14 protein-coding genes are annotated in these 14,298 nt (G+C 71.1%); 8 read left to right on the top strand and 6 right to left on the bottom strand.

The annotated features are described in order from the left end of the window. The first annotated feature begins 118 nt into the window (after positions 1-118). Positions 119-394, top strand: coding sequence for a GlsB/YeaQ/YmgE family stress response membrane protein (locus ACFWXQ_RS33735; RefSeq protein ID WP_362082161.1), 276 nt, complete (start codon positions 119-121; stop codon positions 392-394). Positions 395-504: 110 nt separating this feature from the next. On the opposite strand, the gene tyrS is transcribed toward ACFWXQ_RS33735, so the two are convergent. The 3 genes from tyrS to ACFWXQ_RS33720 all read right to left on the bottom strand — a co-directional run bounded on the left by tyrS (position 505) and on the right by ACFWXQ_RS33720 (position 4,791). Beyond that, complete coding sequence (tyrS, locus tag ACFWXQ_RS33730; RefSeq protein WP_383945826.1) at positions 505-1,770, bottom strand: tyrosine--tRNA ligase; 1,266 nt, start codon at positions 1,768-1,770, stop codon at positions 505-507. A gap of 67 nt (positions 1,771-1,837) precedes the next feature. After that, positions 1,838-3,232 carry a metallopeptidase TldD-related protein gene (locus ACFWXQ_RS33725; protein WP_386269869.1) on the bottom strand — a complete coding sequence of 465 codons (1,395 nt, stop codon included), beginning with the start codon at positions 3,230-3,232 and terminating at the stop codon, positions 1,838-1,840. Beyond that, positions 3,229-4,791, bottom strand: a complete 1,563-nt coding sequence (locus ACFWXQ_RS33720; protein ID WP_383955269.1) for a TldD/PmbA family protein — start codon at positions 4,789-4,791, stop codon at positions 3,229-3,231. Before ACFWXQ_RS33720 ends, ACFWXQ_RS33725 begins: the two co-directional genes overlap by 4 nt. A 146-nt stretch (positions 4,792-4,937) precedes the next feature. Between ACFWXQ_RS33720 and fabG the strand changes: the two genes are divergently transcribed. The 3 genes from fabG to ACFWXQ_RS33705 all read left to right on the top strand — a co-directional run bounded on the left by fabG (position 4,938) and on the right by ACFWXQ_RS33705 (position 6,983). Beyond that, on the top strand, positions 4,938-5,642 hold the full coding sequence (fabG, locus tag ACFWXQ_RS33715; RefSeq protein ID WP_383955266.1) for a 3-oxoacyl-[acyl-carrier-protein] reductase: 705 nt from the start codon (positions 4,938-4,940) through the stop codon (positions 5,640-5,642). A 4-nt stretch (positions 5,643-5,646) separates the two neighbouring features. Further along, positions 5,647-6,414: an enoyl-ACP reductase FabI gene (gene fabI / locus ACFWXQ_RS33710; RefSeq protein ID WP_143636993.1), complete on the top strand. Its 768-nt coding sequence runs from the start codon at positions 5,647-5,649 to the stop codon at positions 6,412-6,414. A 215-nt stretch (positions 6,415-6,629) separates the two neighbouring features. After that, complete coding sequence (locus ACFWXQ_RS33705; protein ID WP_383955262.1) at positions 6,630-6,983, top strand: hypothetical protein; 354 nt, start codon at positions 6,630-6,632, stop codon at positions 6,981-6,983. 118 nt (positions 6,984-7,101) lie between these two features. Here ACFWXQ_RS33705 and ACFWXQ_RS33700 read toward each other — a convergent pair whose 3' ends face one another. Further along, positions 7,102-7,806, bottom strand: a complete 705-nt coding sequence (locus tag ACFWXQ_RS33700) for a FadR/GntR family transcriptional regulator (RefSeq protein WP_383955259.1) — start codon at positions 7,804-7,806, stop codon at positions 7,102-7,104. A 112-nt stretch (positions 7,807-7,918) separates the two neighbouring features. Between ACFWXQ_RS33700 and ACFWXQ_RS33695 the strand changes: the two genes are divergently transcribed. From ACFWXQ_RS33695 to ACFWXQ_RS33680, 4 genes are all read left to right on the top strand, one after another. Continuing rightward, the gene (locus ACFWXQ_RS33695) at positions 7,919-9,277 is read left to right on the top strand and encodes a CynX/NimT family MFS transporter (protein ID WP_383955256.1); all 1,359 of its coding nucleotides are present in this window, start codon (positions 7,919-7,921) and stop codon (positions 9,275-9,277) included. 202 nt (positions 9,278-9,479) lie between these two features. Then, on the top strand, positions 9,480-9,596 hold the full coding sequence (locus tag ACFWXQ_RS33690; protein WP_107102519.1) for an SGM_5486 family transporter-associated protein: 117 nt from the start codon (positions 9,480-9,482) through the stop codon (positions 9,594-9,596). A 202-nt stretch (positions 9,597-9,798) separates the two neighbouring features. Continuing rightward, positions 9,799-10,014 carry a hypothetical protein gene (locus ACFWXQ_RS33685; RefSeq protein WP_200399152.1) on the top strand — a complete coding sequence of 72 codons (216 nt, stop codon included), beginning with the start codon at positions 9,799-9,801 and terminating at the stop codon, positions 10,012-10,014. 76 nt (positions 10,015-10,090) lie between these two features. Next, on the top strand, positions 10,091-10,609 hold the full coding sequence (locus ACFWXQ_RS33680; protein WP_359726119.1) for a histidine phosphatase family protein: 519 nt from the start codon (positions 10,091-10,093) through the stop codon (positions 10,607-10,609). A 163-nt stretch (positions 10,610-10,772) separates the two neighbouring features. On the opposite strand, the gene serB is transcribed toward ACFWXQ_RS33680, so the two are convergent. Together serB and ACFWXQ_RS33670 are read right to left on the bottom strand one after the other, a co-directional pair. Then, entirely contained in the window at positions 10,773-11,978 is a 1,206-nt protein-coding gene (gene serB / locus ACFWXQ_RS33675) for a phosphoserine phosphatase SerB (protein ID WP_383952580.1), read from the bottom strand. 174 nt (positions 11,979-12,152) lie between these two features. Continuing rightward, positions 12,153-14,126: a streptophobe family protein gene (locus tag ACFWXQ_RS33670; protein ID WP_383952578.1), complete on the bottom strand. Its 1,974-nt coding sequence runs from the start codon at positions 14,124-14,126 to the stop codon at positions 12,153-12,155. Positions 14,127-14,298: the final 172 nt, after the last annotated feature.

The following is a 14,298-nucleotide window of genomic DNA, read 5'->3' as shown; positions in this document are numbered from 1 at the left end:
CCGGTTTCGGCGGGGGAGGGCTGCGCCGTACCGCGTATGGCCGTGCCCGACATGCGCCGTATGGCGGACAGGCCGAGACTGGGCGTAATGCTCACGTAGAGCCGTATAGGAGGCAGCCATGGGCTGGTTGTGGGCGATCATCGTGGGATTCGTGCTCGGCCTGCTGGCCAAGGCGATCATTCCGGGCAAGCAGCACAGCCCGCTCTGGCTCACCACGATCTTCGGGATCATCGGCGCGATCGTCGGCAACGCGATCGCCCGCGGCTTCGGCATCGACGAGACCCGAGGCATCGACTGGGGCCGCCACGCCCTCCAACTAGGCGCCGCGATCGTCATCGTCTTCCTCGGCGACATGCTCTACACAGCAATGCGAGGCAACAAACAGAGAGCCTGAACGAGGGCGCCCCTTTGACGGGGGCGCCCCCTTGTTTTTAGGGGCGCGGGGAACTGCGCGACAAGCCCCCACGCACCCGCACACTCCAAACGATCGCCACGTGCCCCTACCTACGGAGCCAACTCCACGGCGGCAAGGTTCTTCTTGCCCCGCCGCAGCACCAGCCACCGCCCGTGCAACAACTCCTCCTTGCCGGGAACGGCATCCTCGGAAGCCACCTTCGCGTTGTTCACGTAGGCACCCCCCTCCTTCACCGTCCGCCGCGCAGCGGACTTGCTGGCCACAAGACCCACCTCGGCGAAGAGGTCCACCACCGGACCCAGCTCGGCGACCTGGATGTGCGGCACCTCGGAGAGCGCCGCGCTCAGCGTCGCCGCGTCGAGGTCACCCAGCTCACCCTGACCGAACAGCGCCCGCGACGCGGCGACCACGGCGGCCGTCTGCTCGCCGCCGTGCACCAGCGTCGTCAGCTCCTCGGCGAGGGCACGCTGCGCGGCCCGGGCCTGCGGACGCTCCTCGGTGAGCTTCTCCAGCTCCTCGATCTCCTCGTGCGACTTGAAGCTGAAGATCCGCAGGAACTTGGAGACGTCCCGGTCGTCCGCGTTCAGCCAGAACTGGTAGAACGCGTACGGCGTCGTCATCTCCGGGTCCAGCCACACCGTGCCGGACTCCGTCTTGCCGAACTTGGTGCCGTCCGCCTTGGTGATCAGCGGCGTGCCCAGCGCGTGCACCACGGCCTGCGGATCGACCCGGTGGATCAGGTCGGTGCCCGAGGTGAGGTTGCCCCACTGGTCGCTGCCGCCGGTCTGCAGCGTGCAGCCGTACCTCCGGTAGAGCTCCAGGAAGTCCATGCCCTGCAGGATCTGGTAGCTGAACTCCGTGTAGCTGATGCCCGCGTCGGAGTTGAGCCGCCGGGAGACGGCCTCCTTCGCGATCATCTTGTTGACCCGGAAGTGCTTGCCCACATCACGCAGGAACTCGATGGCCGACAGGCCCTGCGTCCAGTCCAGGTTGTTGACCATCACCGCGGCGTTCGGACCCTCGAAGTCCAGCAGCGGCTGGATCTGGGCGCGCAGCCGCTCGACCCACTGGGCCACGACGTCCGGCGCGTTCAGCGTGCGCTCCGAGTTCGGCTTCGGGTCGCCGATCAGGCCCGTGGCGCCCCCGACCAGGCCCAGCGGGCGGTTGCCCGCCTGCTGGATCCGGCGCATCGTGAGGATCTGCACGAGGTTGCCGAGGTGCAGGCTGGGCGCGGTCGGGTCGAAGCCGCAATAGAACGTGACGGGACCGTCCGCGAACGCCTTGTGCAATGCGTCCTCGTCAGTGGAGAGGGCGAGCAGCCCGCGCCACTTCAGCTCGTCGACGATGTCCGTCACGGTTCTCGTGTCTCCTTGGATGATCTTCGGGCAGTCGGAAGGACGGCCGACTGCGAGGCTATCGAGGTTATACGCCCTGACTGACAGAGCTCATATTGAAGTCGGGCACCCGCAGGGCAGGCATCGCGGCCCTGGTGAACCAGTCGCTCCACTCGCGCGGCAGCGTCTTCTCCGTGCGCCCGGCCTCGGTCGCCCGCCCCAGCAGGCTCACCGGCGACTCGTTGAACCGGAAGTTGTTCACCTCGCCGACGACCTGGCCGTTCTCGACGAGGTAGACGCCGTCCCGGGTGAGCCCGGTCAGCAGCAGCGTCGCCGGGTCGACCTCGCGGATGTACCAGAGGCAGGTCAGCAGCAGACCCCGCTCGGTCGCGGCGACCATGTCCTCCAGGGACTTGTCCTCGCCGCCGTCCAGGACGATGTTGCCGATGCCGGGGGCCACCGGGAGACCGGTCAGGCCGGCGCTGTGCCGGGTGCTCGTCAGATGCCGCAGCTCGCCCTCGCTGACCCACTCCGTGGGGCGGAGCGGCAGCCCGTTGTCGAAGACGGAGGCGTCGTCGCCGGAGGAGTGCGCGAGCACGAAGGGTGCGGACTCCAGGCCCGGCTCGTTCGGGTCGCTGCGCAGGGTCAGCGGCAGGTCGGTGAGCTTCTCGCCGACGCGCGTCCCGCCGCCGGGCTTGCTGAACACCGTCCGGCCCTCGGCCGCGTCCCGGGCCGCCGCCGACCACATCTGGTAGATCAGCAGGTCCGCGACCGCGGTCGGCGGCAGCAGCGTCTCGTACCGGCCCGCGGGCAGCTCGACGCGCCGCTCGGCCCAGCCCAGCCGGGTGGCCAGCTCCGCGTCGAGCGCCGCCGGATCCACGTCCTTGAAGTCCCGCGTGGAGCGGCCGGCCCACGCCGAGCGCGTACGGTCCGGCGACTTGGCGTTCAACTCCAGCGTTCCGTTGGGCTGGTCGTGCCGCAGGCGCAGCCCCGTGGACGTACCGAGGTAGCTGGAGACGAGCTCGTGGTTGGCGAAGCCGTACAGTTCGCGTCCGCCCGCACGCGCGCGTGCGAACGATTCGCCGAGGGCCGGGGCGAAGTCCGCGAAGACCGCCGAGGAGGTCTCGGCGGGCGTGTCCGTGAAGTCGGGGGAGACGGGCACGCCCTCGACGAGCGGCTGCGCGTCCTCCGCCGGGCCCGCGCCGCGCGCCGCCGCCTCGGCGGCCCGCACCAGCGGCTCCAGCTCGTCCGCGGTCACGGCCGCGCGCGACACGACCCCGGACGCGGTGCCCTCGCGGCCGTCCACGGTCGCGACGACGGTCAGCGTGCGCCCGCGCGTGACACCGTTCGTGGTGAGCGCGTTGCCGGCCCAGCGCAGGTTCGCCGTCGAGTGCTCGTCGGCGATCACGACACAGCCGTCGGCCCGGGACAGTTCGATGGCGCGCTCGACGATCTCGTGCGGCTTGTTCGTACGAGGACTCATCGACCGGCCTCCTGCGTGGTGTTGAGGATGTTGACGCCCTTGAAGAGGGCCGACGGGCAGCCGTGCGAGACCGCCGCGACCTGGCCCGGCTGGGCCTTGCCGCAGTTGAAGGCGCCGCCCAGGACGTAGGTCTGCGGGCCGCCGACCGACGCCATCGAGCCCCAGAAGTCCGTGGTCGTCGCCTGATAGGCCACGTCCCGCAGCTGGCCCGTGATCCGCCCGTTCTCGATCCTGAAGAACCGCTGGCCGGTGAACTGGAAGTTGTAGCGCTGCATGTCGATCGACCACGACCGGTCGCCGACGACGTAGATCCCGCGGTCGACGCTCCCGATCAGGTCCTCGGTGGACATCCCGGCGGGATCGGGCTGCAGCGACACGTTCGCCATGCGCTGTACGGGCACATGGCCGGGGGAGTCGGCGTACGCGCACCCGTTGGACCGCTCGAAGCCGGTCAGCTTCGCGATCCTGCGGTCCAGCTGGTAGCCGACGAGCGTCCCGTCCTTCACCAGGTCCCAGGACTGCCCGGCCACGCCCTCGTCGTCGTACCCGATGGTCGCGAGCCCGTGCTCGGCGGTGCGGTCCCCGGTGACGTTCATCAGCCCGGAGCCGTACCGCAGCTTGCCCAGCTGGTCGAAGGTGGCGAAGGAGGTCCCGGCGTACGCCGCCTCGTAACCGAGCGCGCGGTCCAGCTCGGTGGCGTGGCCGATGGACTCGTGGATGGTCAGCCACAGGTTGGACGGGTCGACGACCAGGTCGTACACCCCCGCCTCGACGCTCGGCGCCCGCATCTTCTCGGCGAGCAGCTCCGGGATCCGCGCGAGCTCCGAATCCCAGTCCCAGCCGGTGCCCGTGAGGTACTCCCAGCCGCGCCCGACGGGCGGCGCGATCGTGCGCATCGAGTCGAACTCGCCGCTCGACTCGTCGACGGCGACGGCGGTCAGCTGGGGGTGCAGCCGGACCCGCTGCTGAGTCGTCACCGTCCCCGCCGTGTCCGCGTAGAACTTGTTCTCGTGCACCGTCAGCAGTGAGGCGTCCACATGACTGACACCCTGCGCCGCGAGCAGCCGCGCGCTCCAGTCGGCGAGCAGCCCTGACTTCTCCTCGTCCGGCACGGAGAAGGGATCGATCTCGTACGAGGAGATCCAGGTCTTCTCCGCGTGCACCGGCTCGTCCGCGAGCTCCACTCGCTCGTCCGAACCCGCCGCCTTGATCACCTGGGCGGACAGCTTCGCCATCGCCACGGCCTGCGACGCCACCTTCGCGGCGGAGTCCATCGTCAGATCCACACCCGACGCGAACCCCCAGGTCCCGCCGTGCACCACACGCACCGCGTAGCCCAGATCCGTGGTGTCCGAGGACCCGGCGGGCTTCGCGTCCCGCAACCGCCAGGCCGCGCTGCGCACCCGCTCGAACCGGAAGTCCGCATGGTCGGCGCCCAGCGCCCTGGCCCGCGCGAGCGCCGCGTCGGCCAGGGCCCTCAGCGGCAGTGCCGTGAAGGCTTCGTCGATGGAATGAGGCACGGAGGTCTCCCTGCTGTCGTCGCCTGTCGCTCCGATCATGTCGCGCGGGCGCGCCGGGGGCCACAACTTTCTGTAGGGATCCGACAGCGAGTCCGGTACGTCACTGTCGGCGCCCGATTCTCCGTACAGGGGACGGTGCCGATAGGTTTTCGAGGTACCAGACCGGCTATCGAAAGGGTGATCCGTTGAGCCGCTCGGTTCTCGTCACCGGAGGAAACCGGGGCATCGGCCTCGCCATCGCCCGCGCTTTCGCCGACGCGGGCGACAAGGTCGCGATCACATACCGCTCGGGCGAGCCCCCGGAGGGCTTCCTCGCAGTCAAGTGCGACATCACCGACAGCGATCAGGTGGATCAGGCCTACAAGGAGATCGAGGCCGAGCACGGCCCGGTCGAGGTGCTCGTGGCCAACGCCGGCGTCACCAAGGACCAGCTGCTGATGCGGATGTCCGAGGACGACTTCACCTCCGTCCTGGACACCAACCTGACGGGCGCCTTCCGGGTCGTGAAGCGCGCCAACCGCGCCATGCTGCGGGCCAGGAAGGGCCGCGTCGTCCTGATCTCGTCGGTCGTCGGGCTGTACGGCGGTCCGGGCCAGGCCAACTACGCCGCCTCCAAGGCCGGCCTCGTCGGCTTCGCGCGCTCGCTCGCCCGTGAGCTGGGCTCGCGCAACATCACCTTCAACGTCGTCGCGCCCGGCTTCGTCGACACCGACATGACCAAGGTGCTCACCGACGAGCAGCGCGAGGGCATCGTGAAGCAGGTGCCGCTCGGCCGGTACGCGCAGCCCGAGGAGATCGCCGCAACGGTGCGGTTCCTCGCCTCGGACGACGCCTCGTACATCACTGGAGCCGTCATCCCTGTAGACGGCGGACTGGGAATGGGTCACTGATCACATGAGTGGAATTCTCGAGGGCAAGCGCGTCCTGATCACCGGTGTGCTGATGGAGTCCTCCATCGCCTTCCACGCCGCGAAGCTGGCCCAGGAGCAGGGCGCAGAGATCATCCTGACCGCGTTCCCGCGGCCCACACTGACCGAGCGCATCGCCAGGAAGCTTCCCAAGCCCACCAAGGTCATCGAGCTCGACGTCAGCAACGACGAGCACCTGGCGCGGCTGGCCGACCTGGTCGCCGAGGAGCTGGGCGGCCTGGACGGCGTCGTGCACTCCATCGGCTTCGCCCCGCAGGACGCCCTCGGCGGCAACTTCCTCAACACGCCGTTCGAGTCCGTGGCCACCGCCATGCACGTCTCGGCGTTCTCCCTGAAGTCGCTGACCATGGCCTGCCTGCCGCTGATGCAGAACGGCGGCTCGGTCGTCGGCCTCACCTTCGACGCGCAGTACGCCTGGCCGCAGTACGACTGGATGGGCCCGGCCAAGGCCGCCCTTGAGGCCACCAGCCGCTACATGGCGCGTGACCTGGGCAAGCAGAACATCCGCTGCAACCTCATCTCCGCGGGCCCCATCGGCTCCATGGCCGCCAAGTCCATCCCGGGCTTCAGCGACCTGGCCGCCGTGTGGGACAGCCGTTCGCCCCTGGAGTGGGACCTCAAGGACCCCGACCCGGCCGGCCGCGGCATCGTCGCCCTGCTCAGCGACTGGTTCCCGAAGACCACCGGCGAGATCATCCACGTCGACGGCGGTCTGCACGCGATCGGCGCGTAAACGTTCCACGTAAGCGTTTACGCGAACGTTTACGTATCCGCCTTCGTACGGCGCTTCGTACGGCTTCGACGCCCCGTTTCCCGCAGCGCGCGGGGAGCGGGGCGTCACCCGTTCGGCCCTGTCGGCCGGGCGTGCGGACCGGTGACTGCGCACCCTGGAGTAGGAGTTCCCCCCTCCCGAAATGCCCTCCCGAGCCCGGCCGAGGAGGTCCCCTTGTGTGCCTCTCCCAGCGCTTCGCCCCGCTGCTCGCTGCCCTGACGCTCCTGCTGGCGCTGCCCTGCGGCGCCGCCTCGCACACCACGAAAACAGCGCCCCACGCGCGCGTGCCCGTGGAGGAGAGGCCCTTCGGGTCGGCGTGCCGGACCGCCGTCGACGGCTCGTATGTGACGGCGTACTGCCACAACCCGTACCCGGAGCCCGATCACGTCCGTCTGCACATCGAGTGCGACCCGTGGTGGGACATCGACACGGACGGGGCCTCGGTCGAGGCCGGACCCGCGCAGACCGTACGGCTGACCGGCCGCTGCTGGAAGGAAGTCCGCTCTGCGTGGGTCAGCCACCAGCGATGACGACGGGCTTGTTCCTACGGAGGTGGCAATCGGTTCCCCGCCGCGCGGGGATGGCGTCGGGCCTCGCCACGAATGGATGGCGTCGGGCCTCGTCACGGGGCGATGACTGCGGACTTCTTCACACCGAGGCCGCGCCGGGTTTCTCCACGGCGGGTCGGCCCGGGCGGCACAGGAAGGGATAGCCGGCGGCCTCCGTGGCGGCCGTCTCCGCGTCGCCCGCACGGATGGCGTCCACCAGGCGCGTGTGGTCCATGTACGTCTCGGGCGTCAGCTCCTCGCCCACGTCCTCGCGCAGCCAGTCGCGCACGACCTCGCCCAGGTCCGCGTACATCGCCGTCATGACGTCGTTGTGGGACGCGGCGACCACGGCCAGGTGGAAGGTCGTGTCGGCGGTCACGAAGGCCTCCGCGTCGCCCGACTCCCAGGCCTCCTCCCGGCGTACGAGGAGGGCGTCCAGCTGCTTCAGATCGCGCTCCGTGCGTCGCTCGGCGGCCAGCTTCGCGGCGCTCGACTCCAGCGTGGAGCGCAGCTCGGCGATGTGCCGGGGGTCGGCGTCCGCGAAGCGGCGGTGCATCACGCCCGCCAGCTCACTGGTTGCCACGACGTATGTGCCCGAGCCCTGGCGGATGTCGAGCAGGCCGTTGTGCGCGAGCGCACGGACGGCCTCGCGGACCGTGTTCCGGGCGACCCCCAGCTGCTCGACCAGCTCCGGCTCGGTGGGGATGCGGGAGCCCACCGGCCACTCGCCAGAGGTGATCTGGTTCCGCAGCTCGGCGATGACCTGCTCGGACAGTGCCGATCGGCGGGGGTGGCTCAGCGGCATGACGGTCCTTCGCGCCAGGGGGTGCACCGGGAGGACGCACCGGGATGCGTGTCAGGGGATTGTGCCCCAGGTGTGCACCAGGGGATTGGACAACCAATCATCCCATGATTCTATGATGGCTGGCATGACTGGCGAGGAAACCCGGACGGCGATGGCCCCACCGATACGCAGCTCCGCGCAGGACGCGGAGCTCCAACCGCCCGCCGCGCGCGCGTGGATGACGCGTGTGGTGATCATCGGCATCGTCCTCACCGCCCTCAACCTGCGCCCCGCCATCACCAGCCTCGGCGCCCTCCTCGAAGAGGTGCGCGACGGACTCGGCATGAGCGGCAGCTTCGCCGGGCTCCTCACCTCCGTACCTCCGCTGTGCTTCGCCGTCTTCGGAGTCATGGCACCGCGCCTCGCCCGCCGCTTCGGACCCGCCGCCGTGGTCTGCGCCGGCATGGTCGCGATCGCCGCGGGACTGGCGATCCGGCCCTTCGCCGGGAACACGGCCGGCTTCCTGGTCGCCAGCGCCCTCGCCCTGATGGGCATCGCGGTCAGTAACGTCCTGATGCCGGTGATCGTCAAGCGCTGGTTCCCGGACCGGGTCGGCTCCATGACCGGCCTCTACTCCATGGCCCTCGCCCTCGGCACCGCCGCCGCGGCCGCCGTCACCGTGCCCATGACCCGCTCCCTGGGCGGCAGTTGGCATGCGGGGCTCGCCGTCTGGGCGGGGCTCGCGGCCGTCGCCGTACTGCCGTGGATTCCACTCGTACGGGCCCGGGGCACGGCCCTGTCCGCGGACGCCGCTCCGGCCTCGGCTCCGGCCCCTTCGGCCCCTCCCGCTCCGGCCCGTGACGCCTCCTCGGCCTCCGCGGGGGGTCAGGAGCCCGCTCCGCTGCGGATCACCCGGAGCCGTACCGCCTGGGCGCTGGCCGTCTTCTTCGGGCTCCAGGCCACCGCCGCGTACATCACGATGGGCTGGATGGCGCAGATCTTCCGGGACGCGGGTGTCCCGGCGGGCACGGCCGGACTGCTGCTCGCCGTCACCATGGTGATGGGCGTACCGCTGGCCTTCGTCATCCCGAGGCTTGCCACGCGTCTGCCCCACCAGGGGCCGATCGTGGTGGCCCTCGGGGTCTGCGGCCTCGTCGGCTACGCGGGCCTCTACCTCGCACCGGCGGGCGGTGCCTGGGCGTGGGCGCTGCTGCTCGGCATCGCCAACTGCGCGTTCCCGCTGGCCCTCACCATGGTCGGCATGCGGGCCAGGACCGGAGCGGGGGTCGCGCAGCTCTCCGCCTTCGCGCAGAGCACCGGGTACCTCATCTCGATCCCCGGCCCGCTCCTGGTCGGCGTGCTCTACCAGCACAGCGGCGGCTGGGGGTTCCCGATCGCGCTCATGGCGGGCCTGATGATCCCGCAGATCGTGGTGGGCATCCTGGCCGGCCGCGACCGCACGGTGGAGGACGAGGCCGCGCGTCGGCGGTGACCGTCGGGGCGGGGCGGGCCCTGGTGACCGGGCCTGTGACCTCGCCGCGTCGCCACCCGCGTGCGGACCTCACTCGCGCGCCGATACCCACGTAGGCACGCCACCCGTGCGCACCCACCGCGTGCGCACCCGACCCGCGCGCCGACGCCCGTGACCGGACCCCACCCGTGAGCGGGCGGCCGAGGGGTGCGAAACTGGTGCCATGCCCGTGCTCGACCCGAATCCCCAGAACGGCCAGAAGAAGATGCTGCTCGTCTTCGGCGCGTTCCTCCTCATCTTCGTGATCATCGGCGTCATCGCGTCGATCGCCTCGCCCTGACCCGTCGGAAGCCCGCCACGGGCCCGCCTGCGTGAAGCCTCCGCGACGCGATGGTGGGGCTAGCCCCACCATCCCCTAGGGGGTGAGTGTCAGGGTCAAGTGGGTGGATCTCCGGATGGGTTGAGGGCTCCGGAGTCCGTAACTTCGAGATGTGACCGCGAGGACGCGGACCACGGACCACTCGAAGCCCCACGGAGGCGGCATGTCGGCCCCAACGCACATCCCGCCCCACCCGGCGACCAGGCGTGGCGTCGAGACCCGGCTCCCCTGGTGGGCCCTCGTCCTCCCCGCGCTCGCCTTCGCCGCACTGCTCCTGCTGATACTGAACCCCGCCGACGCCCACGCGGCAGGCGGCGACCCGGCGGTCGGCCGGCTCTTCGAGCAGGTCCAGCAGATCGTGCTGCACCAGGGCTCCTGAGCTCCCGGCACACCACGCCGGGGCAGCGAGTCAACTCCCTGCGCCCCATGGCGTGTTTCGTGCGAAGCTGGGAACCATGAGCGTCGCAGAACCCCGCAGGATTGTCCTTTTCCGGCATGCGAAAGCCGACTGGCCCGAGGTCTCCGATCATGAGCGGCCGCTCGCTGAGCGGGGCCGCAAGGACGCCGCCGTCGCCGGACGCAGGCTGGCCGACACCGGCATCCCCTTCGATCTGGCCCTCTGCTCCACCGCGACCCGGACCCGCGAGACATGGAAACTCGCCGTCCACGAGCTCCCCCATCGGCCGAAAACGGTCTATGAGGAGCGGCTCTACGAGGTCTCCCCCGGCGAGCTGATCGCCGTCCTCAACGAAACCCCCGACGATGTGCAGAACGCACTCCTGATCGGCCACAACCCCGGCGTGCAGGGTCTCGCCGACATTCTGGCCGGCCAGTCAGAGGGCGACGCGCAGGAGCGGATGGGCCGCCTGGGCTTCCCCGCGGCCGCCTTCGCCGTGCTCTCCTTCACCGGTTCCTGGAAGGCCCTGGAGCCGGGTGTGGCCACGCTGCTCGACTACTGGGCGCCGTCGGAGTAGACCCGGCCGTTCCAGTAACACCTCTCGCGTCTCATGTCTCACGTGGACGGGGCCCGGCACCATCACGGTGCCGGGCCCCGTCCACGTCGTGGGCGCGCTCAGCTCGCCGGAAGCAGCCGGAACCACCGGAAGCGGCCTGAACCAGCTGCCCTGACGCGCGAACTCAGTCCACGTGCATGTCCGCCGCCTCGACCTCTTCCCGTGTCACGCCCAGCAGGTACAGGACCGTGTCCAGGAAGGGGAAGTTCACCGCGGTGTGCGCGGCCTGGCGCACCACCGGCTTGGCGTTGAAGGCGACCCCGAGACCGGCCGCGTTGAGCATGTCCAGGTCGTTGGCGCCGTCGCCGATCGCCACGGTCTGGGCGAGCGGCACCCCCGCCTCCGCGGCGAACCGGCGCAGCAGCCGCGCCTTGCCCGCCCGGTCCACGATCTCGCCGGTGACCTTGCCCGTCAGCTTCCCGTCGACGATCTCCAGGGTGTTGGCCTGGGCGAAGTCCAGCCCAAGACGCTCCTTGAGGTCGTCCGTGACCTGCGTGAACCCGCCCGAGACGACACCGACTTGGAAGCCGAGCCGCTTCAGCGTACGGATCAGTGTGCGCGCCCCCGGCGTGAGCCGTACCTCGCTGCGCACCTTGTCCACCACGGAGGCGTCGAGCCCCTTGAGCAGGGCCACGCGCGCGTGCAGCGACTGCTCGAAGTCCAGCTCCCCGCGCATCGCGGCCGCCGTCACCTCGGCGACCTCGTCCTCGCAGCCGGCGTGCGCGGCGAAGAGCTCGATGACCTCGTCCTGGATGAGCGTGGAGTCCACGTCCATGACCACCAGGCGCTGCGCCCGCCGGTGCAGCCCCGCCGCGACCACCGCGATGTCGACGCCCAGGGCCGCCGCCTCGGTCACCAGCGCGGTCCGCAGCTCCTCCGGCTCCGTACCGGACACGGCGAACTCGACCGCCGTCACGGGGTACTTGGCCAGCCGGAAGATACGGTCGATGTTGCCGCCGGTACCCGTGATCCGGGCGGCGATCGCGGCCGCGGACTCCGCGGTGAGCGGGTGTCCGAGCACGGTCACCAACGACCTGCCGTGCCCGCGCGGCCGGTTGTCGCCGAGGCCGGAGATGATCTCGGCCTGCAGGCTCATCGAGTCCGCCCAGCTGTGCACCGTGGCGCGCAGGTCGCCCTCCAGGCCGGCCGGCGGATGCGTCACGAGCGCGCACAGCACAATCCGGCCACGGGTGACGACCTGCTCGATGTCGACCACGTCGACCGAGTAGGCGGCGAGGGTGTCGAAGAGCCCGGCGGTGATTCCGGGCCGGTCCTTGCCGAAGATCTTGACGAGGAGAGTGGGGACTTCAGCGGTTTGTGATGCGCTCATGGTGTTTCCACCGTATCCGGCACTCTGTGCCGCACGCGCCCGAGGTCCGCCTGACGGACAGGGAACAGTAGGTGTCGCCGAGGTGTCCCCGGTCTTCACGAGCCGTGGCGCCCGCACGCCACGGCCCGGATCAGCGCCGTCCGAGCCGCCGGTCAGCCTCGTCCGGACCGCCGGTCAGCGCCGTCCTGGCGGTTTCCCGGACGGAGGCGGCGGCTCGTCGGGCGGGGGAGGCGGCGGCCCGTCCTGCGACGACCGGGGCCGGCGCCGCTGCCCCGGCGCCGGCGGCGGTGTGAACGGCCCGGCCACCGTGGGAGCGCCGTACACGTCGTTCGGCGGCCGGGCACCCGGCGGCCGCGCACCTGGTGGCCACCCGCCCGGACCCTGCCCGCCCGGATCTCGTCCGCCCGCATCCCGTCCGTCCGGATCCCGCCCCCCGGGAGGTTGCCCGCCGGGGGGCTGGGCCCCGGGTGACCGTCGGCCAGGGGACTGCGCGCCAGGGGGCCGGGGCCCGGAAGGCGGCGGCCCCGAGGACCGGTTCCGGTTGCCGGGGGACTGGGGCCCGGGCGGCGGAACGCCGGGCCGCCGCCCGGGCCCGGGCTCCCGCAGCTCGTCGGGCAGCCGTAGATACGGGTTCGTGTCGGGGTTCGCCGGCCGGTACGGGCTACCGGGGTTGTAGGGCCCGCTCTCCCCGCCGACCTCCGCGAACGGCGGAGCGGAGGCCGGGGCGCCCGGGGCGCCCAAGTCACCGCCGCCTACGTTGCCGGCGCCCACGTCACCCAGTGCCAGCGGTGCCGCGCGCCGCCCCGCGGCCCCGGTGGCGCACGCGAGCAGCGCCCCCACGGTCCCCGCGCCCGCGCCCCACAGCGCCCCGAGCAGCAGCGCCATGCCCAGATGCCCGTGCAGCTCTATCCCCGCGTCGAACGCGTCGATGCCCAGCACAGCCATCGAGGCGTCCACCGACACGTCCGTCAGCCAGGCGAGCAGGGGCATCGCGAGCGCGGTCACGATCCCCAGCCGCAGCGCGCAGCGCCCCGCGAAACCGAGGACACCCCGCTCCCGTACGTACGGAGTACGCACCGCGGTCAGTACGCCCGCGTAGAGCATCATCAGTGCTGCCGCGACCCCCAACAGCCAGACCCGGCTGTCCAGTTCGGCCAGCCGCCCCAGTGAGACGGACTGGTCGTCGGAAGCGCTCAGCAACTTGTCGAGGGGGTCGGGCAGGAACTGGACGAGCGGTCCCGACGCGCTTCCGTCCCACGGCACGAAGAGCCCGATCGGGATGCCCAGCCACACCCCGTTGGGCGCCCCGACCAGCGCGGCGCCGGCGATCCGCTTCGGATTGTCGTCCCCGATCGCCGCGTACGCGGCCGCCGAGAGCCCGGCGAGGACCGCCACCAGCAACACCGTGACCAGCGCGGACGCGGCAGGACGCACCAGACGGTGCACCGCGGTCAGGCCGCGCGGCAGCGGAGTCCGGCGCGAGGCGAGCAGCGCGATCGCCAGGACGCCGAGCACCCAGCCCAGGCCGCCCAGCAGCGTCGGCACGGTCTCGACCGTGAAGCCCACCTTGGCGTTCGCGTCCGCGAGATCCCCGAGCCGGTCGGGCAGCAGTCCGCCGATGTCACCGAGCCCGGGCACGTCCACCTCGTCGGGCAGCCCGCCGCCCGGCAGCGAATCGAGCCCGAGCGAACCGCCGTCGATGGTGATGACGTCGTGCCCCGCCCAGGCCAGACCGCCGAGCATCGCCACGAAGAGCGCCGCCACGGCGCCCGCGCGCGCGAAGAGTTCGGCCGGCTCGATGACCACCCCGGCCCCGCGCAGTGACCGTAAGAAGAACCAGGACAGCAGCAGCGCACCCGTCAGACTCACGCCCAGTGGCGTGATCTGGAGGGCGGTGTCGGCCTGCGCGCCCTCAAGTCCGAAGGCCGACACGTCGCCGGACGGTGTCACCGACCCACCCGCCCCGAGCGCCACGACCGCCGCGGTCATCGTCCCGAGCGAGCCGGACGCGTCCGCGCCGAGCAGATGCAGCCCCAGCGCCGCCACGCCGGCCATGCCGATCAAGGCCCAGCTCACGGCGGCGATCGAGGCCAGCACCACATCACCCCACGGCACACGCCTGCCGTGTCCCACGGTTCCGTCGCTCATCGTCAGCCCCCCGACTCCGCGCCGCGATGGTTCCACCGCGGTGTCCCCCTCGCGTGGGATTACCACTCTCCGGGCCGGTTTCAACCCAGTCAACGGAAACGGACAAGCCGCCCGTACGCGGTCTTCACAAGGCCCGACTTTCGGTCAGAGGGGTCCTACTGAAATAGTTCCC

This window comes from Streptomyces sp. NPDC058697 (assembly GCF_042715345.1).
Classification (GTDB): Bacteria; Actinomycetota; Actinomycetes; order Streptomycetales; family Streptomycetaceae; genus Streptomyces; species Streptomyces liliifuscus.
Note: the sequence above shows the minus strand (reverse complement) of the source record. Positions and strands in the feature narration are given on the sequence as shown.

Coding starts and splice junctions, on each gene's coding strand:
- ACFWXQ_RS33700 (WP_383955259.1), bottom strand. CDS start 7,806: ATGCCGCTGAGCCACCCCCGCCGATCGGCACTGTCCGAGCAGGTCATC.
- ACFWXQ_RS33735 (WP_362082161.1), top strand. CDS start 119: ATGGGCTGGTTGTGGGCGATCATCGTGGGATTCGTGCTCGGCCTGCTG.
- ACFWXQ_RS33720 (WP_383955269.1), bottom strand. CDS start 4,791: ATGATCGGAGCGACAGGCGACGACAGCAGGGAGACCTCCGTGCCTCAT.
- ACFWXQ_RS33670 (WP_383952578.1), bottom strand. CDS start 14,126: ATGAGCGACGGAACCGTGGGACACGGCAGGCGTGTGCCGTGGGGTGAT.
- ACFWXQ_RS33695 (WP_383955256.1), top strand. CDS start 7,919: ATGATGGCTGGCATGACTGGCGAGGAAACCCGGACGGCGATGGCCCCA.
- ACFWXQ_RS33690 (WP_107102519.1), top strand. CDS start 9,480: ATGCCCGTGCTCGACCCGAATCCCCAGAACGGCCAGAAGAAGATGCTG.
- ACFWXQ_RS33680 (WP_359726119.1), top strand. CDS start 10,091: ATGAGCGTCGCAGAACCCCGCAGGATTGTCCTTTTCCGGCATGCGAAA.
- ACFWXQ_RS33725 (WP_386269869.1), bottom strand. CDS start 3,232: ATGAGTCCTCGTACGAACAAGCCGCACGAGATCGTCGAGCGCGCCATC.
- fabI (WP_143636993.1), top strand. CDS start 5,647: ATGAGTGGAATTCTCGAGGGCAAGCGCGTCCTGATCACCGGTGTGCTG.
- serB (WP_383952580.1), bottom strand. CDS start 11,978: ATGAGCGCATCACAAACCGCTGAAGTCCCCACTCTCCTCGTCAAGATC.
- ACFWXQ_RS33685 (WP_200399152.1), top strand. CDS start 9,799: ATGTCGGCCCCAACGCACATCCCGCCCCACCCGGCGACCAGGCGTGGC.